Source organism: Salinibacterium sp. dk2585 (assembly GCF_008001035.1).
Taxonomy (GTDB): domain Bacteria; phylum Actinomycetota; class Actinomycetes; order Actinomycetales; family Microbacteriaceae; genus Homoserinimonas.
This window is the reverse complement of sequence record NZ_CP042856.1, coordinates 725,022-741,282: the sequence shown is the minus strand read 5'-3', so window position 1 is coordinate 741,282 and position 16,261 is coordinate 725,022. Positions and strand designations below refer to the sequence as shown.

The window sequence follows — 16,261 nt, the reverse complement described above, 5'->3', positions numbered from 1 at the left end:
TGCAGCAATGCAAAAATGCAGCAAACCCGCTCTCCGCGCACGAGAGATCAGCAGAGCGGGTCGGTCTCTGGGACGATCCCTTCGATAAAGAAGCCGTCGACCGCGTCGTTCACGCACGCGTTGGACTTGTTGTAGGCAGTGTGCCCCTCACCCTCGTAGGTGACGAGGTGACCGTTCTCGAGCTGCTCGGCAAGCGCGACCGACCACTTGTAGGGCGTCGCCGGGTCATTCGTGGTTCCGACCACGAGGATCGGCGCCGAACCCGCGGCCGCAATCGGCTGCCGGTCGCGCGTCGGCGGGAAGGGCCACTCGTCACACGACGTGCCGCCATAGGACATGAGCGGGCCGAAGACCGGGGCGATCCGGGCCAACTCGGCCGCCTCCGCCGACAGCGTCTCGCGGGTGCTGGTCGACGAGTAGTCGAGGCAGTTGATCGCGATGAACGCCTCGGTCGAGTTGTCCGCGTAGGTGCCGTCAGGATTGCGGCCGTTGTAGGCGTCGGCGAGCGAGAACGCCAGCTCGGCGCTGCCTGACTTCACGTCGGCGATGAGCTGGGAGAGGTACCCCCAGGTGTCCTGGCTGTAGAGCGGCAGGATGACGGCGGTGAACATGGCGCTGCTGCCGAGCATCCGCCCATCCTCCGCCCGGAGAGGGCTCGCGTCGAGGCGGTCGAAGATGCCCGCCAGTTCGGCCATGCCCTCGTCGACGGAAGTGCCCGAGAAGGGACACTCCTCACCCGTGAGGCAATCGGCAAGGAAGGCGCGCATGGCGCTCTCGAAGCCCTGCGCCTGTGCGGCCGTGACATCGAAGTCACTCGTCGCGGGGTCAAGGGCACCGTCGAGCACCAGGCGGCCGGTCTTCTCGGGGTGCAGCTCGGCGTAGGTCGCGCCGAGCAAGGTGCCGTAGGAGTAGCCGAGATAGTTGAGGCGTTCGTCGCCGAGCGCCGCCCGCAGCACGTCCATGTCGCGCGCCGCGCTCACGGTGTCGACAAGACCGAGCAGCTCACCCGTGTGCTCGAGGCACTCCTCGCCAAAGCGCGCGTTGCTCTCCTCGACCGCGTCGAGCCACTCAACCGTGCCGGCCTCATACGGGACGATCTCGTAGATGAACTCCGTAAGCACGTCCGGGTCGTCGTAGCAACTGACGGCATCCGACGCGCCCACACCCCGCGGATCGAAGCCCACGATGTCGTAGTGGCGACGAAGCCTCTCGGATGCCGCGTAGTCGACACCATCGCGAACCTGGTCGACCCCGGAGGCACCCGGGCCCCCGGGATTCACCAGCAGCGAGCCCATCGACTCACCCTCAGCGGGGGAACGGATAAGCGCGATCTCGATCGACGCTCCCTGCGGCTCGCTCCAGTCGAGCGGAACCTCGGCCGTCGCGCAGTGGAACTCGCCGTCGCACCACTCCCACTCGATGACCTGGTGGTAGTACTGCTCGAGTTCGGCGGCGACGCTCTCACCCGTCGGCTCAGAAGCGTCGGGGGCTGGCCGCGAGAAACCCGGCATGCACGCCGTCAACAGCAGCGACGTCGCAGCGAGGAGGGCGACGGTGGCAACGCGGATGCACTTCACGCATGGTCCTTTCGGGTGGCGGCAATCAGCATGGCCTCGAGGGCGAGCGCGGGCGCGACGTTGCCCTCGATGCGGCGGCGGGCGGTTGCGATCGCGTCGAGCACCGCGAGGGTCTGGTGCGGCCGGCTTGCCTCCGCCGCGGTCCGAAGTTCGGTCTCGAGGCTCAGGTTGACGAGCTCGACCGAGGCACCGAGCTGCACGAGCAGCACGTCGCGGAACAGGGACTGCAGGTCGACCATGACGCGGTCGATCCCATCGCGAAGCGAGCGCGTCGCCCGGCGCTTCTGGTCTTCCTCGAGGTTCTTCAGCTGCGAGCGAAGGGCGGGCGGGATCGTGCCGCCCGGCTCGATCCCGAGCGACCGCAGGGCACTCTCGCGCTCCTGGGCGTCCCGCTCGAGCGTGATGGCCTTGGCGTCGTCACCCGCCAACTCGAGCATGGTCGCGGCCGCCATGACGGCATCCGAAACCGAGCGGATGCCGAGGGCCGTGCGCAGCGTCTGTTCCCGCCTGCGCCGCGCATCGTCGTTGGTGGCGAGCCGGTGCGCCATGCCGATGTGGCTCTGCGCCTCGCGAGCCGCCCGCAGCGCGATCTCGGGGCTGACGCCGTCGCGTCGCTCGATGAGCTGGGCCACGTCGGCAACCGCGGGAACCCGCAACCGAACCGAGCGCACGCGCGAGCGGATCGTTGGGATCAGGTCGGCTTCGCTGGGAGCGCAGAGTATCCACACGGTGCGGGGTGGCGGCTCCTCAAGGGCCTTCAGCAGCAGGTTGGAGGTGCGCTCCGTCATGCGGTCGGCATCCTCGATCACCATGACGCGGTAGCGCGCCACCGAGGGCGAGAACTGCGAGCTCGCGACGAGGGTGCGCACCTCGTCGATCGTGATGATGACCCGCTCGGTCGAGAGCACCGCGAGGTCGGGATGTGACCGCGCCTCGACCTGCCGCTGCGTCGCCTCGTCACCGTCGGGATCGGTGCTCAGCAGCGCCGTGGCGAAGGCGAAGGCGAGGTTCGAGCGGCCGCTGCCGGGAGGGCCCGTGATGAGCCACGAGTGCGTCATGGAGTTGCCCGTATCGTCACGGTCGGCAGCGGATGCCGCGGCCGCCCGGAAGACCTCGATGGCCTCCGACTGCCCGGTCAGTTCGTCCCACACGCTCACGCGCTCAAGCCTAGGGTCGCCCACCGTCAAAGGAGGGTGCCGAGGCGCTCGCGAATGGCCGCCGCGAGCTCGTCGACGGGACGCGTCGCATCCAGCACGAGGAAGCGCTCGGGCTCAGCCGCGGCGAGCGCGAGGTACCCTGCCCGCACGCGGGCGTGGAAGTCGGCCTTCTCCGCCTCGAGCCGGTCAAAGCGGGTGCGCGAGACATCCAGTCGCTCACGTCCCACCGTCTCATCGAGGTCGAGCAGGATTGTCAGGTGGGGCAGGAAGCCCTCCGTGGCCCAGAGGGACACGTCGCGCACCTCTCCCCCGTCGAGCACGCGCCCGGCACCCTGATAGGCAACCGAGCTATCGAGGTAGCGATCCTGGATCACGACCGCACCGGACTCGACGGCCGGCCGCACCTTGGTCGCGATGTTGTGGGCCCGATCGGCCGCGTAGATGAGCGCCTCCGCGCGTGGGGCGATGTGCCCGCGGCGGTGCAGCACGATCTCCCGCAACTCGAGCCCGAGGTCGGTGCCTCCTGGCTCGCGGCTGCGCACGACCTCCCGTCCCTGCTCCTCCAGCCACGCGGCAAGCAGCTCCGACTGTGTCGTCTTGCCCGAACCGTCGCCGCCCTCGAAGGTGATGAAGAGGCCGGACGCCACTACTCTGCCTTCTTCTTGGGGGCAGGCTTCTTCGCCGCAGGCTTCTTCGCCGTCGTAGCTTTCTTTGCAGGTGCCTTCTTCGCTGGCGCCTTCTTGGCGGGCTTCTTCGCCGGCCCCTTGGCCCGCTTGTCGGCCAACAGCTGCACCGCGCGCTCGAAGTCGATCTCCTCGACCGTCTCACCCCGGGGGATGGTGGCGTTGGTCACGCCGTCGGTGACGTAGGGGCCGAAGCGGCCGTCCTTGACCTTGATCGGCTTGCCGCTCTCGGGGTCTGCGTCGAACTCCTTGAGGGCGCTCGATGCCTTGCGCGCGCCGTACTTGGGCTGCGCAAACAGCTCGACCGCGCCGGCAAGGTCGATCTCGAAGATCTGGTCCTCGCTCGGCAGCGTGCGGGTGTCGGTGCCCTTCTTGAGGTAGGGGCCGTAGCGACCGTTCTGGGCCGTGATCTCCTCGCCCGACTCGGGGTCGGCACCCACGACGCGGGGCAGGTCGAGCAGGCGAAGCGCCGTGTCGAGGTCGATCGTCGCGAGGTCCATCGACTTGAAGAGGGATGCCGTGCGCGGCTTGGGTGCCGCCGCCTTCTTCTTGGCGGGCGCCTTCTTGGCGGGGGCATCCGCCACCTCGCCTGTCGCGGAGTCGACGACGAGCTCTTCCTCGGGCTCTGGGTCGAGTTCCGTCACGTAGGGGCCGAAGCGGCCATCCTTCGCGACGATGTTCTTGCCGTTCTCCGGGTTGACGCCGATGATGCGGTCGCCAACCACAGGAGCGTCGATGAGTTCCTGCGCCTTCGCAGCCGTCAGCTCGTCGGGAGCGAGGTCCTGCGGGAGATTGACGCGCCGCGGGGTCTCCGGGTCGTCGCCGGGAACCTCGAGGTAGGGGCCGTACTTGCCGATTCGCAGCGTGATGCCGTCGGCGATCTCGATCGAGTTGATCTCCCGCGCGTCAATCTCGCCCAGGTTGTCGATCACGGTGCGCAGGCCGCGGTGGCCCTCGCTGCCGAAGTAGAAGCCCTTGAGCCACTCAACGCGATCTTCGTCGCCGCCGGCGATGCGGTCGAGGTCGTTTTCCATCGCTGCCGTGAAGTCGTACTCGACGAGGTCGCCGAAGTACTGCTCCAGCAGGCGAACGACCGAGAAGGCGATCCAGCTCGGCACGAGCGCCGTGCCGCGCGGGGTCACATACCCGCGGTCGACGATGGTCGAGATGATGGCCGCGTAGGTCGAGGGTCGCCCGATGCCGAGTTCCTCGAGCGTCTTGACGAGGCTCGCCTCCGTGTAGCGCGGCGGCGGGCTCGTCTCGTGGCCCTTCGGCTCGGTCTCGACGACCGTCAGTGCCTGCCCCTCCTCGAGCGGCGGGAGCTTCGCCTCCTTGGCCTCGGCCGTGTCGTTGCGGTCCTCGTCGCGACTCTCCTCATAGGCCTGCAGGAAGCCGCGGAAGGTGATGACCGTACCCGATGCGCTGAACTCCGCGACGGTCCCGTCCGCGACGGTCGCGGCGATGGCGACGGATGCCGTCACACCCTTCGCGTCCGCCATCTGCGAAGCGACCGTGCGCTTCCAGATGAGGTCGTAGAGCTTCCACTCGTTCCCGCGCAGCGTGCCCTCGAGCTCCGAGGGAGTGCGGAAGGTGTCACCAGAGGGACGGATCGCCTCGTGCGCCTCCTGCGCGTTCTTGCTCTTGCTTGCATAGGCGCGCGGCTTCTCGGGCACAGTGTCGGCACCGTAGAGCGCCTTCGCCTGCGCACGGGCGGCCGCGACCGCCTGCTGCGACAGGTTGAGCGAGTCGGTGCGCATGTAGGTGATGTAGCCGTTCTCATAGAGCGACTGCGCCACGCTCATGGTCTGGCGGGCCGAGAAGCGCAGCTTGCGCGCCGCCTCCTGTTGGAGCGTCGACGTGCTGAACGGTGCGGCGGGCCGCCGCGTGTAGGGCTTCGACTCGACGGACTTGACCACGACGGATGCTTCGGAGCTCCGCAGCGCATCCGCGAGCGTCTTGGCGGACGCCTCGTCGAGGGTGCGCACGCCCGACTTCAGGTTGCCCTTGTCGTCGAAGTCGCGTCCCGTCGCGATGCGTTCGCCATTGATGCGCACGAGGCGCGAATCGAAGTTCTGCCCATCACCCTGCGGCGCGAGGAGCGCCGTGAGATCCCAGTAGCTGGCGGCGACGAACGCGAGGCGCTCGCGCTCGCGGTCAACCACGAGGCGCGTGGCGGCGGACTGCACGCGACCGGCGGAGAGGCCGGGGCCGACCTTGCGCCACAGCACGGGCGAGATCTCGTAGCCGTAGAGACGGTCGAGGATGCGACGGGTCTCCTGCGCGTCGACGAGGGCCGTGTCGAGGTCGCGAGGGTTCTCCTGCGCCCGCTGGATCGCCTCCTTCGTGATCTCGTGGAACACCATGCGCTTGACGGGCACCTTGGGCTTCAGCACCTCGAGCAGGTGCCACGCGATGGCCTCTCCCTCGCGGTCCTCATCAGTGGCGAGGTAGAGCTCGTCGGCGTCCTTGAGGGCGCGCTTGAGGTCGGCGACGGTCTTCTTCTTCTGGTCGGAGACGACGTAGTAGGGAAGGAAGTCGTTCTCGACGTCGATCGAAAACTTGCCGAGGAAGCCCTTCTTCTTGTCGGCCGGCAGGTTGCGCGGCTCGATGAGGTCACGGATGTGCCCGACTGAGGCCTGCACCTCATAACCGTCGCCGAGGTACTGGGCGATCGTCTTCGCCTTCGCCGGTGACTCGACGATGACAAGCTTCTTGGTTCCGGACACCGGACTCCTTGTGGGGTTTCGCATTGACCGGGCAGCCTCTCGCTGCGCACCAGTCCCCGGCCGCGTTCGTGGGCCGACAACCGACACCATACACAGAGATTCCCTGTGCTCACGGTCAGGGGGTCGTTCCGGGAGGCCCGGCGGTCGCCATGGCGGTCGCCGCGAACGGTCCGGATGCTCGGCTCACGGCAACTGTCACGACGAGTCCATCCACCCGGCATCCGGTCAGGCTCGCGCCATTCGCCTCGGCCGTGCGGGCAGCGTTGGCGCAGGGGGCACCTGGCACGATGCCGACGGCCGTATCGGCGGCGGCGAGCGCCGCGGCATCCGCTGCAGTCGCCGCCTTCGCGCTGTCGATGTGGGCGGCCATGAGGGGCGCGACGAGGAGCGCGGTCGCCATGAGCGTGGCCACGAGGGCGACGACCAGGACGGAGCCGGCGCCGTTCTCCGCAGCCAGGACTCTCACGCGCCACCCGCCAGGGAGCACGCGGTGCCACTGACCGACATCGGGAGCGCCGGGAATCCGTGTCGCGTCACCGTGACGCACACGAGCTCGCCGCGACTGATGCTGGTGATCGCGGAGCCGGGGGCCGCAGCGGCGACCCGTGCGGCGGCGGCGGGCTCGGCTTCGCCGCGCGCGAGTGACCGCGCCGCGGCGGCCGCGGCATCTTGCACCGCCATCGCCGCCATGCCGAGGTTCATTCCTGCCAGGCAGAGCGCCAGCACGAGGGCGACGGCGGGCAACGCCACGACGAGTTCCGCCGTGACGCTGCCCCTCTCGCCTGAACGTGTCATCCGCCGGACGTGAGCGCGCTCTGCACGAGGTCCGTCAGGATCGTGCGCACCGCTTCGCTGCGCATGATGACGACGAGCAGCCCCGCGAAACCGACGGCCGCCATGATGACGATCGCGTACTCCGCCGTCGCTGCACCTCGCTCCCGTCGAAGGGCGGTGCCGATGCGGGCGAGCCGCACACGGGCCCGGCGCAGCGGGCCCGGTCGGAAGGAAGTGATCGTGTCGTGCATGGGTGTCCTTTCTATATGGGATTCCAGAGTTCGGTGTCTGCCGCGACGTCGTTGCCCTCCCGACGGGAACGGTGGAGAACACGGATGCCGAGCCCTGTGAGTGGGCGTGACGGTCACGTCGGCAGCGTGCCGAGGCTCGACGAGATGACCGCGATCATGAGCGGCACGACCCCCACCGCGACAAAGGCGGGGAGGATGCAGGCGCCGAGCGGGAGCATGAGCGTGACCCCAAGCTTCGCGGCCGCCCGCGCACCATCCCCGCGCGCCCTGGATCGCTGCTGCGACGCCTCGGCCCTGAGGAGGCCCGCTGCGGGCACGCCGGCACGCTGGCTGAGGTCGAGCGTCTCCTCAGCGAGCGCGAGCTCACCCACGGGCAGTTGGCATCGTTCGAGCGCGCCCCGGACCGCCTCGCGGGCACGCTCGACGGATGCCCCGCCACCGACCGCGATCGCGAGCAGGTCGAGCTCGAGACCGGGTGTCGTGCTGCGCCGTCCTGCCGCCCCGAGCAGGCGACGGGTCCAGGCACGACCTGCCAGGAGGAGCGCGGAGCCGAGCACGATGCACGCCCACCCGGCCGGGGTCGTCGCGAGCACGGTGAGCGTATCGAACCCCAGCGCAGCGCCGAAGAGCAGCCCGATGCCGGGGAGCACCATGACGAGCTTCGAGGTCGACGCGGGCCCCGCGAGTGCGGTAGCGACCTCGCGCTCCGTCTGCTCGACGTCGCGCAGTGCATCCGCGACTGACTCGAGCGTGCCGGCGAGCGGGGCACCCGCGTCGGACGCGACCTGCCACGCTGCGGCGATCGCGAGCCACGCGGCATCCGTGTGGCGAGAGGCTCCGCGTTGCCGCGCCGGCGGCTCCCTCTCGACGGCGCGCACGCTCGCGAGGATCGCGTCGGGAACCGTGAGGCCCTCGGCGACGGATGCCGCCACGCGCTGGACCCGCGCGGGCGATCCGGCGGTGGCGGCGACGTGGATCCACGCCGAGGCGGGCGCCGTGCCGGCCGCCAGCAGGACGGCGAGGCGTCGAGCGAGGGCCGCGACATCTTCGGTGTCCCGTTCCGCCACGCTCATCCCTCGACCACCGCGAGACGGTCACGCTCGTCGAGCGCGAGCCTGCCGATGCTCTCGAGCCTGCGTCCCTTGGCGTCACGCACGAGGTGGAGCACGCTGCCGATGGCGCTCACCGCCTGCCGCGCCACCGCATCCGGCCCCATGCCGGCGAGCGCGCCGAGCGCCTCGAGGCGGGCGGGAACATCCGAGAGCGAGTTCGCGTGGAGTGTGCCCGCCCCACCGTCATGCCCCGTGTTCAGGGCTGCGAGCAGTTCGCGCACCTCGGCACCGCGGCACTCTCCAAGCACGAGCCTGTCGGGGCGCATCCGGAGCGCTTCCCTCAGCAGGCGAGTCAGGCCGACCTCGCCTGCGCCCTCAAGGTTCGCCTGCCGCGCCTCGAGCGAGACGAAGTGCGGATGCTCGACCTGCAGCTCGGCAACGTCCTCGATCGCGATGATGCGGTCGCCGGCATCCGCTGCCCCGAGGAGGGCCGCGAGGAGGGTCGTCTTGCCACTCCCACCCGCTCCCGTCAGCAGGATGTTGGCCCGCTCCGTGACGAGATCCCGCACCCGGGCGAGCGGCACGGCCGAGAAGAATCCTCTCGATTCGAGCCCCGCGAGGCTGACATGGCCCCGTCGCGGGATGCGGATCGAGAGCAGGCAGCCGCCCGTCGAGATCGGTGGCAGCACGGCATGCACCCGGATGCCACCACCGAGGCGCACGTCGACGCAGGGACTCGCTTCATCGATATGACGGCCTCCCTGCGAGATGAGGGCCACCGCGAGGGCACGCAGCTCGGGCTCACTCATGCCGACCGGCCCGGCATGGCTCGCCCCCGCTCCCCGGTCGATCCAAACGTCGCGGTATCCGTTGACGAAGACGTCGGTCACCTCGTCATCGGTGACGAAACGAGCGAGGGGTCCGAAGGAGTCGAGCTGCGCGGGGCTGAGCCGCGGCGTAGTGCGCCGTGCTGCCACCTCGGGAGGCTCCTCCCCCTCCCGAACGGGAACGAAACGGGCGGTGGCAAGCGCGCTGGGCATCGTCATGGCGAGACCTTAAGGGGCGATGAGCATGAGAGAACCGGCGGGCGCAGTGGACTGTGGGAGCCTCGAAACGGATGCAGCTGTGAGGGGAACTCGCGACCCGTCGGTGGGCGCGAAAAAGGTGGTCGTCCCCCGATCCGCGCACGGCCCATTCGAGGGGCGAACGTCTCGGGGTACAGCGCCGCGCTGGGTCCCCAAGAACGGCGGGGATGCCGCTCGCACTCGTCCCGCGAATGGGGGGCACGCCCGTACCCCATTCTGAGCGTCCGTCACGACACGCGAGATATCGACTCAAATGACAGGCCCAGCCGCCGCACCCACAACAGGCAGGCGCGGGCGCCATGCCCGAGCAACGGGAACTGCCGCGTTAAAAAGAGAGGGGCGGCGCCTGTTGGGGGGAACTGGCGCCGCCACAGCGACGCGTGATTGGGGGGAATCACTAGAATGCGCCGCAAGCCGAATTCACATCCGGTGCTCCCAGTGTACCCCAGAGCCAGGGGAACACAACAGGAACTTTCATTGCGGGTTAGTCTCAAAGCGGCATGCGAGAATCACTCCGCTAACTGCCTGTCTGTCTTACGCAAAGGAGCGCCGAGAATGACCATCAGCGACTACATCGACAACCTGCAGCACGAGACCAGGCGCTTCCCTCCGAGCGAGGAATTTGCCGCTGCATCCGTCGCCTCCCCCTCGCTCTACGACGCCGGCCGGGAAGATCCCGAGGCCTTCTGGGCCGAGCAGGCACGCACCATGCTGCACTGGGAGAAGGACTTCACGCGCACGCTCGACTGGGACAACGCGCCCTTCGCCCGCTGGTTCGCCGATGGCCGCCTGAACGTCGCCTACAACTGCCTCGACCGCCACGTCGAGGCGGGGCTCGGCGAGCGCGTCGCGTTCCACTGGGAGGGCGAGCCGGGCGACAGCCGCACGATCACCTACGCGGAGCTGACCGCGGAGGTCAAGAAGGCGGCGAACATGCTCACCGAGCTGGGCATCCGCTCGGGTGACCGGGTCGCGATCTACATGCCGATGATCCCCGAGGCGGTCGTCTCGATGCTCGCGGTCGCCCGGATCGGCGCCGTGCACTCCGTCATCTTCGGCGGATTCAGTGCTGACAGCATCCGTTCCCGCGTCGACGACGCCGACGCCAAGCTCGTCATCACGGCCGATGGCGGCTGGCGCAAGGGGCGCGTCTCGCCCCTCAAGCCGACCGTCGACGAGGCGCTCGCCAAGGAGGGCACACATTCGGTCAAGCACGTGCTCGTGGTGCGCCGCGGCGAGAACGAAATCGAATGGAACGACGGCCGCGACCTCTGGTGGCATGAACAGATCGAGAAGGCCGCGCTGGAGCACACGCCAGAGGCCTTCGATGCCGAGCATCCGCTCTACATCCTCTACACCTCAGGAACGACGGGGAAGCCCAAAGGCATCCTGCACACGAGCGGCGGCTACCTGACGCAGGCCGCTTTCACCCACAAGTACGTCTTCGATTTCAAGCCCGAGACGGATGTCTACTGGTGCACGGCAGACATCGGCTGGGTCACGGGCCACAGCTACGTCGTCTACGGGCCACTCGCCAACGGCGCCACGCAGGTGCTCTACGAGGGCACGCCTGACACCCCGCACCCGGGCCGCTGGTGGGAGCTCATCGAGAAGTACAAGGTGAGCATCTTCTACACGGCACCCACGGCCATCCGCTCCTTCATGAAGATCGGGCGGCGCGTGCCCGACAAGCACGACCTCTCGAGCATCCGCCTGCTCGGTTCCGTCGGCGAACCGATCAACCCCGAGGCCTGGATCTGGTATCGAGACGTCATCGGCGGCGGCAGCGCCCCCATCGTCGACACGTGGTGGCAGACCGAGACGGGCGCGATCATGATCTCCGCCCTCCCCGGCATCACGGAGGCCAAGCCCGGCTCGGCGCAGGTGCCCATGCCCGGCATCAGCGTCGACGTACTCAACGACGCGGGTAAGCACGTCGGCAACGGCAACGGCGGGCTCCTCGTCGTGACCAAGCCGTGGCCGTCGATGCTCCGCGGCATCTGGGGTGATCCCGAGCGCTTCATCGAGACCTACTGGGAGAAGTTCGACGTGCCGGGTGCCGAGAACCGCCGCATGTACTTCGCCGGCGACGGCGCCCGCCTCGACGAGGACGGCGACATCTGGCTGCTCGGCCGCGTCGACGATGTCATGAATGTCTCGGGCCACCGGCTCTCGACGGCGGAGATTGAGTCGGCCCTCGTGTCACATCCGATCGTCGCGGAGTCCGCGGTCGTCGGCGCGTCCGACGAGACGACCGGTCAGGCGATCGTGGCGTTCGTGATCCTGCGCTCAGACCAGGAGGATGCCCAGACCGCCGATGAGGCGAGCGCGATCCTTCGAGCCCACGTCGCCGAGCAGATCGGGGCGATCGCCCGCCCTCGGGAGATCTTCGTCGTCACAGAGCTGCCAAAGACCCGCTCCGGCAAGATCATGCGGCGGCTGCTGCGCGACGTGGCCGAAGGTCGTCAGGTGGGCGACACGACAACACTCGCCGACACGCACGTCATGCAGGCGATCAGCGACCGGCTGAGCGGCGCTACGAAGAAGTAGTACTGCCGTGGGTTGAGTAGCGCGGTTCGCTCGTTGGCGATCGCGCCAGCGATTGCGCGAACCGCGCTACTCAACCCGGCTGGGCCCTCGTGCCTCGCGGCCTAGGCGAACTCGAGGACGAGCTCGACCTCGACGGGCGAGTCGAGGGGCAGGACCGCCACGCCGACCGCGCTGCGCGCGTGCTGGCCGATCTCGCCGAAGACCTCGCCGAGCAGTTCGCTGGCGCCGTTGATGACCGCGGGCTGGCCCGTGAACGAGGCATCCGATGCGACGAATCCGACGACCTTGACGACGCGCGTGACGCGGTCGAGCGAGCCGATGACGGATGCCGCGGCCGCGAGCGCATTGAGGGCGCACTGCCGCGCATACCCTGCGGCCTCCTCGGCGGTCACGGAGTCTCCGACCTTGCCGGTCGCGGGGAGTGCGCCGTCGACGAAGGGCAGCTGGCCGGAGGTGTAGACGTGGTTGCCGGTGACGACCGCGGGCACGTAGGCCGCGACGGGCTTGGCGACAGCGGGCAGTTCGAGGCCGAGCTCAGCCATGCGCTTCTCGATGCTCATGCTCATGCCTCCGACGCCACGGGGCGCTTGAGGTAGGCGACGAGGCCGCCCTCGGGGCCCGTGACGACCTGCACGAGTTCCCATCCCTCTGAGCCCCAGTTATTGAGGATCGCGGCCGTCGTGTGGATCATCAGGGGCGTGGTCATGTACTCCCACGTTTGCATGTCGCCGTCCATTCAGCTTCGTCGGTGTTCCGATCCTTTACTCTAGGGCGTATGTCTGCCCAAAATTCGAAGCCCACCGGCGTCCTCGGCGCCCTCGCCGGGCTCGTCGGCCTCGGTGCCCTTGCCGGAGTGCTCGTCACGGCCCTCGTCACGCCGGCCCTCGCGGTCACCGGTATGACAGCGAAGGCCTCCATCGACATCTTCAATAGTCTTCCCGAATATCTCGAGATCAATCAGCTCGCGACCAAGAACACCATCTATGGCCTTGGCGACGACGGGGTCACCCCCGTGCCGGTAGCGCAGATCTACAAGCAGAACCGCGAAGAGGTCGAGTGGGACCAGGTTTCGCAGTACCTGAAGGATGCGGTGGTCGCTGGTGAGGACCGCCGCTTCTATGAGCACGGTGGCGTCGACGTGGCATCCGTCGTGCGTGCGGCCGTCGGGAACGTGGCAGGCGGTGAGATCGGCAGTGGCGCTTCGACCCTGACGATGCAGCTGGTCAAGAACATCCGCATCCAGGCCGCCCTCGAAGAGCCCTCGGAGGCCCTGCAGAAGGCGAAGCGTGCCGAGGCAGAAGAGCAGACGATCGAGCGCAAGCTGCAGGAGGCGAAGCTCGCGATCGGCCTCGAGAAGAAGTACAGCAAAGACGAGATCATGCTCGCCTACCTCAACATCGCGGGTTTCGGTGGCAGCACCTACGGTGTGCAGTCCGCAGCCAAGCAGTTCTTCTCGGTGCCGGCCTCGGACGTGACGCTTGCGCAGGCGGCCAGCCTGATCGCGATCGTGCAGACTCCGGCTTCGCACAGCCTCATTTGGGAGGACAACCTCGAGGCGAACAAGCAGCGTCGAGACTTCATCCTCGGCAACATGCTCGAACTCGGCTCGATCACGCAAGAAGAGCACGACGCGGCTCTCGCGACACCGGTCGAGGTTGCCTACAGCGCGCCGCAGAACGGCTGCATGTACGCGACCAGCGCGCCCTACTTCTGCGACTACATCACCAAGCTCGTGCCAGAGCTCGAGATGCTGGGCGCGAGCGCCGAGGAGCGTCAAGCGAACTGGGACCGCGGCGGCTACTCCGTCTACACCTCACTCCAGCTGAACCAGCAGAACCACGCGCAGGCCGTCGTGGCGGCCGAGGCCCCCGCTGAGGAGGCCAGGATGGAGCTCGGCGCGGTCGCCAATGTGGTCGAACCGGGCACCGGCCGCATCCGCGTCATGGTGCAGAACAAGTACTTCGACAACACTGAGGCGGGGCAAGGCCCCGCCTTCACAGCCGTGAACTTCAGCACCGACCGCCCCTACGGCGGCTCGAGCGGCTTCCAGACCGGATCGACCTACAAGATCTTCACGCTCGCAGCCTGGCTTAACGCCGGCCACGGCCTCAACGAGGTCGTCAACGGCGCGAAGCGTCCGTTCCCCATGGGTTCGTTCACTGACTCCTGTGGCGACGCCGGTCTCGGCGGCCCCCCGTGGACCCCGCCGAACTACGGCGGTGCGGGCGGCTCCTCGTCCACGACGGTGCTGCAGTCGACCATCAACTCCTACAACATTTCCTACGTCACGATGGCGCAGAAGCTCGACCTCTGCTCCATCCGCGACACCGCGGCGGCGCTCGGCGCCCACCGCGCCGACGGCACCGACCTGCAGTACAACCCCGCGACGGTACTCGGCACCAATGAGATGGCGCCGCTCACGATGGCCGCGGCAATCGCTGCCGTCGGCGCGGGCGGCCTGTACTGCAAGCCCACCGCGATCGACAACATCGTCGCAGCGGACGGCACCGAGCTCGGTGGCCAGGCGCGCGAGTGTTCGCAGGCGGTGAGTCCCGAGGTCTCGGCTGCCATGGCATACGCCCTCAAGCGCGTCCTCACGAGCGGCACCGGCACCGCCTCGAACACCCGCGACGGCATCGAGATCGCTGGTAAGACGGGAACGACCGACAACTCGGAAGACACCTGGATGATCGGCACGAGCACGACCAACGCGCTCGCGGTGTGGGTGGGCAACATCAACGGCTCGACCAACATGAACCGCATCTACCTGCCCGGCGGCAACGGCGCGCAGGCACGACACCGCATCTTCCGCCCCGTCATGGCAGCACTCAACGGCCAATTCGGGGGCGGAGCGTTGGCGGATCCGCCCGCCACGCTGCTCAACGGCCGTGGCGCCGTCGTGCCCAACGTGGTCGGCCAGACGCAGGAGCAGGCCAAGGCGCTCATCGAGAGCCTCGGCTTCACCTACGCCTACGGCGGCGAGGTGAGCTCCTCGGTCGAGGCCGGACGCATCGCATCCGTCGAACCGGCATCGGGCGCGACCGTGCCCCGAGGTACGACCGTGACCGTCTACGGCAGCCTCGACAACGCCGCGGAGATGCCGAACGTGATCGGCAAGTCACTCGGCGACGCCAAATCGGAGATCGGCCGCGGATACACTCTGGTCGAGGACTGCAAGGTGCTCCCCGAGAACGCGGACCCTGACAGCGATGCCATCGGCAAGGTGACGGCATCCGATCCTGCCGCCGGCGGGGAGATCTTCCCCGGGGCCACCATCACGCTGTCCGTCTCACGCTTGAAGTGCTGATGATGTCCCGCTCCCCCGGGCGCGCGATCGGTGCCGCACTGGCGACAGCGACCGCTCTCGGGGCGGGCGCCCTCGCGTGGGGCTCGCTCGTCGAACGCCGCAACTATCGCGTGCGCCGCGAGACGCTGCCCGTGCTCGACGCGGGCGCCGACCCGATCCGCGTGCTGCACATCAGCGACCTGCACATGGCGCCCTGGCAGCGCGAGAAGCAGGAATGGGTGCGGAGCCTCGCGGACCTCGCACCCGACCTCGTGATCAACACGGGTGACAACCTGGGACACCGTGACGGCATCGAGGGCGTGCGCTACGCCCTTGCTCCGTTCAAGGATGTCCCGGGCGTTTTCGTGCACGGCTCCAACGACTACTTCGGCCCGACGGGCAAGAATCCGCTGAGCTACCTCACGGGCCCCTCGGGCAAGTCGGTCGCCGCGGAGCGGCTCGACACGGGTGCCCTCGAGGAGTTCTTCGCGTCACTCGGCTGGGTCGACCTCAACAACGCCGCCCACTTGATGACCGTGCGCTCCTCGCCGCTCGAGCTCATCGGCACGGCGGATGCGCACCGCAACTGGGACCGGCTCGACGTGCTCCCCGGCGCGATCGACGAACTGCGCGAACAGGTGGAGCCCGACGACGGCCCCGCCGACCGCCAGGCCGTCATGATCGGCGTCACGCACGCCCCCTACCAGCGGGTGCTCGACTCCTTCGTGACCCACGGGGCCGAGGTCATCTTCGCGGGCCACACGCACGGCGGCCAGGTCTGTGTGCCGGGCGTCGGTGCCCTCGTGACCAACTGCGACCTGCCACGCGACAAGGCGAGCGGCGTCAGCTTGTGGCACCACGCCCTCGGTACGGCCTTCCTCGAGGTCTCGGCCGGGCTCGGCACCTCGATCTTCGCCCCCGTGCGCTTCGCGTGCCCACCGGAGGCCGTGCTCGTGACACTCGTCGGCTCAGATATCGGCTATTCTTGATGAGTTGCCCGTGAGCGGATGCTCGCGGTGACGGATCGGGGTATGGCGCAGCTTGGTAGCGCGCTTCGTTCGGGACGAAGAGGTCGCAGGTTCAAATCCTGTTACCCCGACATAGAGAAGACCCCCTCGCG

14 protein-coding genes and 1 tRNA gene are annotated in these 16,261 nt (G+C 68.4%); 4 read left to right on the top strand and 11 right to left on the bottom strand.

The annotated features are described in order from the left end of the window. Positions 1–47 precede the first annotated feature (47 nt). The 9 genes from FVA74_RS03490 to FVA74_RS03450 all read right to left on the bottom strand — a co-directional run bounded on the left by FVA74_RS03490 (position 48) and on the right by FVA74_RS03450 (position 9,266). The gene (locus FVA74_RS03490) at positions 48–1,577 is read right to left on the bottom strand and encodes an alpha/beta hydrolase (protein WP_240792293.1); all 1,530 of its coding nucleotides are present in this window, start codon (positions 1,575–1,577) and stop codon (positions 48–50) included. Then, positions 1,574–2,734 (bottom strand): DNA polymerase III subunit delta', encoded by a 1,161-nt coding sequence (locus tag FVA74_RS03485; RefSeq protein ID WP_147720381.1) that lies wholly within the window; start codon positions 2,732–2,734, stop codon positions 1,574–1,576. Before FVA74_RS03485 ends, FVA74_RS03490 begins: the two co-directional genes overlap by 4 nt. A 26-nt stretch (positions 2,735–2,760) precedes the next feature. Continuing rightward, positions 2,761–3,381, bottom strand: coding sequence for a dTMP kinase (tmk, locus tag FVA74_RS03480; protein ID WP_147720380.1), 621 nt, complete (start codon positions 3,379–3,381; stop codon positions 2,761–2,763). Next, positions 3,381–6,143 carry a type I DNA topoisomerase gene (topA, locus tag FVA74_RS03475; RefSeq protein ID WP_147720379.1) on the bottom strand — a complete coding sequence of 921 codons (2,763 nt, stop codon included), beginning with the start codon at positions 6,141–6,143 and terminating at the stop codon, positions 3,381–3,383. Before topA ends, tmk begins: the two co-directional genes overlap by 1 nt. 115 nt (positions 6,144–6,258) lie before the next feature. Further along, positions 6,259–6,609, bottom strand: a complete 351-nt coding sequence (locus tag FVA74_RS03470; protein WP_240792292.1) for an Rv3654c family TadE-like protein — start codon at positions 6,607–6,609, stop codon at positions 6,259–6,261. Further along, entirely contained in the window at positions 6,606–6,938 is a 333-nt protein-coding gene (locus FVA74_RS03465) for a TadE family type IV pilus minor pilin (protein ID WP_147720378.1), read from the bottom strand. Before FVA74_RS03465 ends, FVA74_RS03470 begins: the two co-directional genes overlap by 4 nt. Beyond that, a complete protein-coding gene (locus tag FVA74_RS03460; protein WP_147720377.1) occupies positions 6,935–7,168 on the bottom strand; it encodes a DUF4244 domain-containing protein in 234 nt (77 codons plus the stop codon). The genes FVA74_RS03465 and FVA74_RS03460 overlap by 4 nt, the downstream gene beginning before the upstream one ends. Positions 7,169–7,281: 113 nt before the next feature. After that, complete coding sequence (locus tag FVA74_RS03455) at positions 7,282–8,235, bottom strand: type II secretion system F family protein (RefSeq protein ID WP_240792291.1); 954 nt, start codon at positions 8,233–8,235, stop codon at positions 7,282–7,284. 2 nt (positions 8,236–8,237) lie between these two features. Next, positions 8,238–9,266 carry a TadA family conjugal transfer-associated ATPase gene (locus tag FVA74_RS03450; protein WP_147720375.1) on the bottom strand — a complete coding sequence of 343 codons (1,029 nt, stop codon included), beginning with the start codon at positions 9,264–9,266 and terminating at the stop codon, positions 8,238–8,240. 594 nt (positions 9,267–9,860) lie between these two features. On the opposite strand from FVA74_RS03450, the gene acs reads away from it, so the two are divergent. Next, a complete protein-coding gene (gene acs / locus FVA74_RS03445; protein ID WP_370454487.1) occupies positions 9,861–11,855 on the top strand; it encodes an acetate--CoA ligase in 1,995 nt (664 codons plus the stop codon). A 101-nt stretch (positions 11,856–11,956) separates the two neighbouring features. Here the strand turns inward: acs and FVA74_RS03440 are convergent, their stop codons facing one another. Beyond that, positions 11,957–12,415 carry a RidA family protein gene (locus FVA74_RS03440; RefSeq protein ID WP_147720374.1) on the bottom strand — a complete coding sequence of 153 codons (459 nt, stop codon included), beginning with the start codon at positions 12,413–12,415 and terminating at the stop codon, positions 11,957–11,959. Positions 12,416–12,417: 2 nt separating this feature from the next. Then, positions 12,418–12,579, bottom strand: a complete 162-nt coding sequence (locus FVA74_RS13545) for a DUF4177 domain-containing protein (protein WP_222705957.1) — start codon at positions 12,577–12,579, stop codon at positions 12,418–12,420. Positions 12,580–12,630: 51 nt separating this feature from the next. Between FVA74_RS13545 and FVA74_RS03435 the strand changes: the two genes are divergently transcribed. The 3 genes from FVA74_RS03435 to FVA74_RS03425 all read left to right on the top strand — a co-directional run bounded on the left by FVA74_RS03435 (position 12,631) and on the right by FVA74_RS03425 (position 16,240). After that, a complete protein-coding gene (locus FVA74_RS03435) occupies positions 12,631–15,162 on the top strand; it encodes a transglycosylase domain-containing protein (RefSeq protein ID WP_147720373.1) in 2,532 nt (843 codons plus the stop codon). 2 nt (positions 15,163–15,164) lie between these two features. Then, positions 15,165–16,130 carry a metallophosphoesterase gene (locus FVA74_RS03430; protein WP_147723040.1) on the top strand — a complete coding sequence of 322 codons (966 nt, stop codon included), beginning with the start codon at positions 15,165–15,167 and terminating at the stop codon, positions 16,128–16,130. A 36-nt stretch (positions 16,131–16,166) separates the two neighbouring features. Beyond that, positions 16,167–16,240 (top strand) — tRNA-Pro (locus FVA74_RS03425). Positions 16,241–16,261: the final 21 nt, after the last annotated feature.

Coding starts and splice junctions, on each gene's coding strand:
- FVA74_RS03435 (WP_147720373.1), top strand. CDS start 12,631: ATGTCTGCCCAAAATTCGAAGCCCACCGGCGTCCTCGGCGCCCTCGCC.
- FVA74_RS03440 (WP_147720374.1), bottom strand. CDS start 12,415: ATGAGCATCGAGAAGCGCATGGCTGAGCTCGGCCTCGAACTGCCCGCT.
- FVA74_RS03430 (WP_147723040.1), top strand. CDS start 15,165: ATGTCCCGCTCCCCCGGGCGCGCGATCGGTGCCGCACTGGCGACAGCG.
- FVA74_RS03465 (WP_147720378.1), bottom strand. CDS start 6,938: ATGACACGTTCAGGCGAGAGGGGCAGCGTCACGGCGGAACTCGTCGTG.
- FVA74_RS03450 (WP_147720375.1), bottom strand. CDS start 9,266: ATGACGATGCCCAGCGCGCTTGCCACCGCCCGTTTCGTTCCCGTTCGG.
- acs (WP_370454487.1), top strand. CDS start 9,861: ATGACCATCAGCGACTACATCGACAACCTGCAGCACGAGACCAGGCGC.
- FVA74_RS13545 (WP_222705957.1), bottom strand. CDS start 12,579: ATGCAAACGTGGGAGTACATGACCACGCCCCTGATGATCCACACGACG.
- FVA74_RS03460 (WP_147720377.1), bottom strand. CDS start 7,168: ATGCACGACACGATCACTTCCTTCCGACCGGGCCCGCTGCGCCGGGCC.